Genomic DNA, 6,198 nt, shown 5'->3' with positions numbered 1-6,198 from the left:
GTCCTTGGGCGGCGCCGTCGTCGTCAGGTGCTCGAGCAGGTGCTGGGTCGCGTGCGCAACCGCCTCGACGGCCTCGTCGAACGCGGCCTGGTTGGCCTGGCTGGGCTTGGTGCTGCCACTGACCTTGCGGACGTACTGCAGCGCGGCAGCACGCACCTCGTCCGAGGTGGCAGCCGGCTCGAAGTTGTGGAGCTGTCGGATGTTGCGGCACATGTCTCGACTGTATGTCGCACCTCCCACGTCGAGGGCCTGGTTCCCGACCCGATTCCCGACGGGACGGCGCGTATGCCGACGGTGGCCGTGCCGGGGCCGGGCGCGGTGAGAGGGTGGGCCGATGGAGGTCCTCGTCCTGCCCACAGCCGCCGATGTCGCCCGTCGTGCTGCCGAGGTCGTCATCGCCGGCCTCGGTGCCGCGCGTCGTGCCGCGCCTCGTCCCGAGCGTCGTCCCGAGCGTCGTCCCGAGCCGGTGATCGGGCTCGCGACCGGGTCGTCACCGCTGGGGCTCTACGCTGAGCTCGCCGCGGCGGTGCGGGCAGGGAGCCTCGACCTGGGCCGTGCCCGCGGCTTCGCGCTCGACGAGTACGTCGGGCTGCCGGCCGGCCACCCGCAGTCCTACCGCGAGGTGCTGCTGCGCGAGGTCTGCGCACCCCTGGGACTCCCGCCCGACCGCCTGCACGTGCCGGACGGATCCGGCCGGGACGAGGATGCGCTGGTCGCCGGTGCAGCCGAGTACGAGCGACTCATCGCCGCGGCGGGCGGTGTCGACGTGCAGATCCTCGGCATCGGGGCCAACGGCCATCTCGGCTTCAACGAGCCGGGCTCGGCGCTGTCGTCGAGGACCAGGGTCAAGCGGCTCTCGGACCGGACCCGGCACGACAACGCCCGCTTCTTCGACGGCATCGACGACGTGCCGACCCATTGCGTCACCCAGGGGCTCGGCACCGTTCTCGACGCGCGGCGGCTCGTCCTCGTGGCGTCCGGCGCGGGCAAGGCGGACGCGGTCGCGGCTGCGCTCGAGGGTCCCCTGTCGGCCTCCTGCCCGGCATCGGTGCTCCAGTGGCACGCCGATGCGACCGCCGTGCTCGACGAGGCCGCAGCGTCGGGCCTGCGCAACCGGGACTACTACGACGCCTCGGCGGCGGGCCTGTAGGACCCGGCCCCACGGCATACGTCCTCGTTCGGCGTGTCGTGCAGGCCTGTGGACGACGCACAGGGGTTGGGAACTTCTTCTCCACAGCCCGTGGAAAGGCATTTGCGCAGGTCATGGAGCACGGCGGGATGGGGTCGGCACGAGGCCCCCACACCTGTCCACACACCTTTTCCACAGCTGTTGACGGCGTGTCGAGCAGGGCTGTCCACCGGTTGTCCACAGCCGGTCGCGATTCGAGGGCTCCCAGATTGGTGCCCGTCGGGCGGCGCCCCTACGGTGGGGCGGGTGCTCTCGTGCCGGGCCGACGTGGCTGCTCACACCTCGTCGTCGCCCCCCGGGGAGCCACTGTCAGAACCGCGTTGTTCACTGTGGTGGACCAGGTTGCAAAACACGTCATCAGCACTCAGGGGAAGGGGAGCCCGTGTCTCTCGCCGAGTTGAGCACGAGCGCCTTCGCGTCGTCGTCGGCCCGTGACGGCGGGCCTCCGGACGACCGGCTCCCGCCGCAGGACGTCGGTGCGGAGCAGTCCGTGCTCGGCGGCATGCTCCTGTCCAAGGACGCCATCGCCGACTGTGTCGAGCAGCTCAAGGGCACCGACTTCTACCGTCCGGCACACGAGCTGATCTACGACGCGATCCTCGACCTCTACGGCCGCGGCGAGCCCGCCGACGCGATCACCGTCAGCGACGAGCTGACCAAGCGCGGCGACCTCGGCCGCGTCGGTGGTCAGGCCTACCTCCACCAGCTCATCGCCTCGGTGCCCACCGCGGCCAACGCCGGCTACTACGCCCAGATCGTCGGCGAGCGCGCCGTGCTGCGCCGCCTCGTCGAGGCCGGCACCCGCATCGTCCAGCTCGGCTACGCCCAGGGCGGCGGCGACGTCGAGGACATCGTCAACGCCGCGCAGGCCGAGGTCTACGCCGTCGCCGACAAGCGTGGCGGCGAGGACTACCACGCCATCGGTGACGTCATCGAGGCCACGGTCGACGAGATCGAGGTCGCTTCGGGCCGGTCCGGTGAGATGACCGGTGTCCCGACCGGGTTCACCGACTTCGACGCCCTGACCAACGGCCTGCACCCCGGCCAGATGATCGTCATCGCCGCCCGTCCGGCGATGGGAAAATCGACAATCGGCCTCGACATCGTGCGGTCGGCCGCGATCAAGCACAAGATGGCCGCCGTCGTCTTCTCGCTCGAGATGAGCCGCACCGAGATCACCATGCGTCTGCTCTCGGCCGAGGCGGGCATCCAGCTGCAGCACATGCGCAAGGGCACGATGCGCGAGGAGGACTGGACCCGCCTCGCCTCGACGATGGGCCGGGTCTCCGACGCCCCGCTCTTCATCGACGACTCGCCCAACATGTCGCTCATGGAGATCCGCGCCAAGTGCCGCCGGCTCAAGCAGCGCGAGAACCTCAAGCTCGTCGTCATCGACTACCTCCAGCTGATGAGCTCGGGCAAGCGCGTCGAGTCACGCCAGCAGGAGGTCTCGGAGTTCTCGCGTGCGCTCAAACTGCTCGCCAAGGAGCTCGAGGTGCCGGTCATCGCGATCTCGCAGCTGAACCGTGGTCCGGAGCAGCGCACCGACAAGAAGCCCGCCATGAGCGACCTGAGAGAATCGGGATCGATCGAGCAGGATGCCGACATGGTGATCCTGCTCCACCGCGAGGCGGCCTACGAGAAGGACTCGCCCCGGGAGGGCGAGGCCGACCTCATCGTGGCCAAGCACCGAAACGGCCCCACCGACACGATCGTCGTCGCCTTCCAGGGTCACTTCAGCCGCTTCACGAACATGGCCAACAACTTCTGACGCCAGCGCCGTCGCACCAGGCGGCCCGCAACCGCGGATCGAGTTGTCCGGCAAGGAGTGCCAGACAGGAGTCCAGGGCGTGATCCTTCCCAAGGTGCGCGATCCCCGCTTCGTCACTATCCGACGCGGCGGGACCCTGACGGATGCCGACCACCACCGTCTCGCGCTGTGGGCGGCGACGTGCGCCGAGCACGTGCTCGACCTCTTCGAGTCCGAGCGACCGCACGACCCGCGCCCGCGCGACGCCATCGGGCACGCCCGGGCCTGGGTGCGCGGCGAGGTCCCGATGATGCAGTCGCGCGCCGCAGGCGGCCACGCCATGGGGGCGGCCCGCGACCTGCGTGGTGCCCCGAGGTTCGCGGCATACGCTGCCGGGCAGGCCGCGTGCGTCGCCCACGTGGCAGCGCACGAGCTGGGCGCAGCCGCCTACGCCATCAAGGCGGTCCGGGCCTCCGTGCCGGCCGACGAGAGCGATGCCGCCGGCCGAGCTGAGTGCGCGTGGCAGCGCGAGCAGCTCCCGACCGCGATCCGCGAGCTCGTCCTCGACGACGAGCGGCTGCGCAACGACATCTGCTGGTCCGTGTTCGACACCTGACAGCCCGTCGGCTCAGCCGATCGCGGTGGTGCGCCTGATGTCGGTCCAGCCCGTCCATCCGCGCTCCTCGAGCAGCTCGAGCAGGCGAGCCGCGCACGCGAACGACTGGAGGAACGTCGCGTCGAGCAGTTCGACGAGGTCGGCGCTGACGGGATGCTCGTCCTCCATCCCTTCGCCCTCGGCGGCCGCAGCCTCGATGAAGGCGGCCACGCGGTCGGCCAGCTCGGGCAGGCGCGGATCGTCCGGGCCGCAGTCGACGAGGTCGCCGATGTCGAGGTAGAGCCGGCGCAGCGGCTCGTGCTCGATCTGCATCTGCTTGATCTCCATCAGCGCGGCGACCGAGTCGGGCATCTGCGCACTGATGAGGATCCAGCTGTCGCGCTCGACCTCGATGACCCGCTCCGGGAAGCCGAGCTCACGCATCCGCTCGACGTAGGCGACCGCCTCGGGAGGCAGCGCCAGGCTGTCGCCGGCCGCCAGCTTGGCGATCCGCTCCCGGTGCCGTTGGCGCTCCCGGATCTCGGCGCGCAGGCGGCGGTCGATGTCCTCGACCGCGGCCGCGAACTCCGCGTCGTCCGCCGCGAGCAGCTCACTGACCCGGGACAGCGGCACGCCGGCGTCGGCGAGGATGCGGATCCTGACGAGCTGGACGACGGCGGCCGCGTCGTAGCGCCGGTAGCCGGAGTGGTCGCGCTCGGGCTCGGGCAGCAACCCCTTGGCGTGGTAGTGCCGTACCGCGCGCACGGTCACCCCGGCGTATGCCGCGAGCTGGCTGATCGTGAGCATGCCGGCATTCTCCCGTGGTCACGCGAACGTGCGGTGGTAGGTGCGCATCGCGAGGGCATACGCGACGAGCAGCAGGCCGACGCACCAGCCGAGGGCGACCCACCCGTCGGTGCCGACGGGCTGCTGGGCGAACAGGGCGCGGATGGTGTTGACGATCGAGGTGACCGGCTGGTGCTCGGCGAACCAGCGCACCGGGCCCGGCATGCCGGCGGTCGGCACGAACGCCGAGCTGAGGAAGGGCAGGAAGATCAGCGGGTAGGAGAACCCGCTCACCCCGTCGACCGTCTTCGCCGTCAGCCCGGGGATCACGGCCAGCCACGTCATCCCCAGGGTGAACAGGACGAGGATCCCGAGGACGGTGAGCCAGGCGAGCACGCCGGCGCCCGTGCGGAAGCCCATCGCCAGGGCGACGAGCACGACGAGCAGCAGGGAGACGAAGTTGGCCACGAGCGAGGTCAGGACGTGGCTCCACAGCAAGGACGAGCGGGCGATCGGCATCGACTGGAACCGTTCGAAGATGCCACCCGAGACGTCGGTGAAGAGCCGGAAGGCGGTGTAGGCGATCCCCGAGGCGACGGTGATGAGCAGGATGCCGGGCAGCAGGTAGTCGACGTACGACGCGCCGCCGACGTCGATGGCGCCGCCGAAGACGTAGACGAAGAGCAGCAGCATGGCGATCGGCGTGACGGCCGTGGTGATGATGGTGTCCGGGCTGCGCAGGATGTGGCGCAGCGACCGCTTGGTCAGGGTCGTGGTGTCGGTGAGCGCGTAGGTGGTCATCTCGGGTCCTCAGTGGTGGGTCTCGTGGCCGACGATGGCGAGGAAGATCTCCTCGAGGCTGGGCTGCTTCTCGACGTACTCGATCTCGGTGGGAGGGAGCATGGCCTTGAGCTCGGCGAGGGTGCCGCCGGCGATGATCCGGCCCTCGTGGAGGATGGCGATCCGGTCCGCGAGGTGCTCGGCCTCGTCGAGGTACTGCGTCGTCAGCAGCACCGTCGTGCCCTGCCCCGCGAGCGCCTGCACGGTCCGCCACACCTCGAGGCGCGACTGGGGGTCGAGCCCTGTCGTTGGTTCGTCGAGGAAGAGCACGGGCGGGTCGCCGATGAGGCTCATCGCGATGTCGAGGCGGCGGCGCATGCCCCCGGAGTAGGTTCCCGCCCGTTGGCCGGCCGCTTCGGTCAACCCGAAGCGCGCGAGGAGCTCGTCCGCGATCCGACCCGGGTCCGGGAGGCGTCGGAGCTGGGCGACCAGCACGAGGTTCTCCCGCCCGGTGAGGATCTCGTCGACCGCGGCGAACTGTCCGGTCAGGCTGATCGACTGGCGGACCTGCGCCGGCGCGGTGGCGACGTCGTGGCCGTTGACCGAGGCCGCTCCTCCGTCGGCCCGCAGCAGCGTGGACAGGATCCTCACCACCGTCGTCTTGCCGGCGCCGTTGGAGCCGAGCAGGGCGCAGATGGTGCCGGTCGGGACGCTCAGGTCGACGCCGGTGAGCACCGCGTGGTCGCCGTAGGACTTGGTGAGTTCGCTGATCTCGATGGCGTGTTCAGTGGTCATGCCACAAGGCTGCAACCCCGACGCTGCGTCAAGGTCAAGCCCGGATTGCCGGCACCTTCGCACATCTTCGTCGACGCCTTCGACCGGTGCAACGGGTCGGTCAGAGCGCCAGGTCGATGATGCGCCGGCGCACCGCAAGCAGCGCGGTGGCGGCGRCCTCCGGCACCCGCTCCGGGTCGGTGAGCCAGCCCACGAGCGAGCTGTCGTCCCGCGCCACCCCGGCCCGCGCGTCGGCGATCGCCGCCGCGAGGAGCGCCCCGGTGCGGGGCACCGGCAGGGTGTCGCCGAGCGCCTCGTCAGCCC

General features: G+C 70.6%; 8 protein-coding genes. 3 read left to right on the top strand and 5 right to left on the bottom strand.

All coding sequences use genetic code 11. The annotated features are described in order from the left end of the window. On the bottom strand, positions 1-213 hold a 213-nt coding region (locus tag AC1DP0_RS16465), incomplete at its 3' end, for a DUF2277 domain-containing protein (RefSeq protein ID WP_478086205.1). Positions 214-334: 121 nt separating this feature from the next. On the opposite strand from AC1DP0_RS16465, the gene AC1DP0_RS16460 reads away from it, so the two are divergent. The 3 genes from AC1DP0_RS16460 (at position 335) to AC1DP0_RS16450 (ending at position 3,555) form a co-directional block, all read left to right on the top strand. After that, on the top strand, positions 335-1,150 hold the full coding sequence (locus tag AC1DP0_RS16460; protein ID WP_478086202.1) for a glucosamine-6-phosphate deaminase: 816 nt from the start codon (positions 335-337) through the stop codon (positions 1,148-1,150). Between the two features lie 421 nt (positions 1,151-1,571). Further along, entirely contained in the window at positions 1,572-2,960 is a 1,389-nt protein-coding gene (gene dnaB, locus AC1DP0_RS16455) for a replicative DNA helicase (RefSeq protein ID WP_442280703.1), read from the top strand. A gap of 79 nt (positions 2,961-3,039) precedes the next feature. Further along, a complete protein-coding gene (locus tag AC1DP0_RS16450; protein ID WP_478086200.1) occupies positions 3,040-3,555 on the top strand; it encodes a putative immunity protein in 516 nt (171 codons plus the stop codon). 12 nt (positions 3,556-3,567) lie between these two features. Here AC1DP0_RS16450 and AC1DP0_RS16445 read toward each other — a convergent pair whose 3' ends face one another. The 4 genes from AC1DP0_RS16445 to AC1DP0_RS16430 form a co-directional block, all read right to left on the bottom strand. After that, on the bottom strand, positions 3,568-4,341 hold the full coding sequence (locus AC1DP0_RS16445; RefSeq protein ID WP_478086198.1) for a MerR family transcriptional regulator: 774 nt from the start codon (positions 4,339-4,341) through the stop codon (positions 3,568-3,570). An 18-nt stretch (positions 4,342-4,359) separates the two neighbouring features. Then, positions 4,360-5,121 carry an ABC transporter permease gene (locus AC1DP0_RS16440; protein ID WP_478086194.1) on the bottom strand — a complete coding sequence of 254 codons (762 nt, stop codon included), beginning with the start codon at positions 5,119-5,121 and terminating at the stop codon, positions 4,360-4,362. A 9-nt stretch (positions 5,122-5,130) separates the two neighbouring features. Further along, positions 5,131-5,895 carry an ABC transporter ATP-binding protein gene (locus AC1DP0_RS16435; protein ID WP_478086190.1) on the bottom strand — a complete coding sequence of 255 codons (765 nt, stop codon included), beginning with the start codon at positions 5,893-5,895 and terminating at the stop codon, positions 5,131-5,133. A 100-nt stretch (positions 5,896-5,995) separates the two neighbouring features. Continuing rightward, positions 5,996-6,198, bottom strand: a 203-nt coding sequence (locus tag AC1DP0_RS16430; RefSeq protein ID WP_478086188.1) for a hypothetical protein, incomplete at its 5' end; no start/stop codon positions are given.

The organism is Terrabacter sp. P5_B1 (assembly GCF_056400505.1).
The sequence above is the reverse complement of the archived record's forward strand: the minus strand, read 5'-3'. Positions and strand labels throughout refer to the sequence as shown.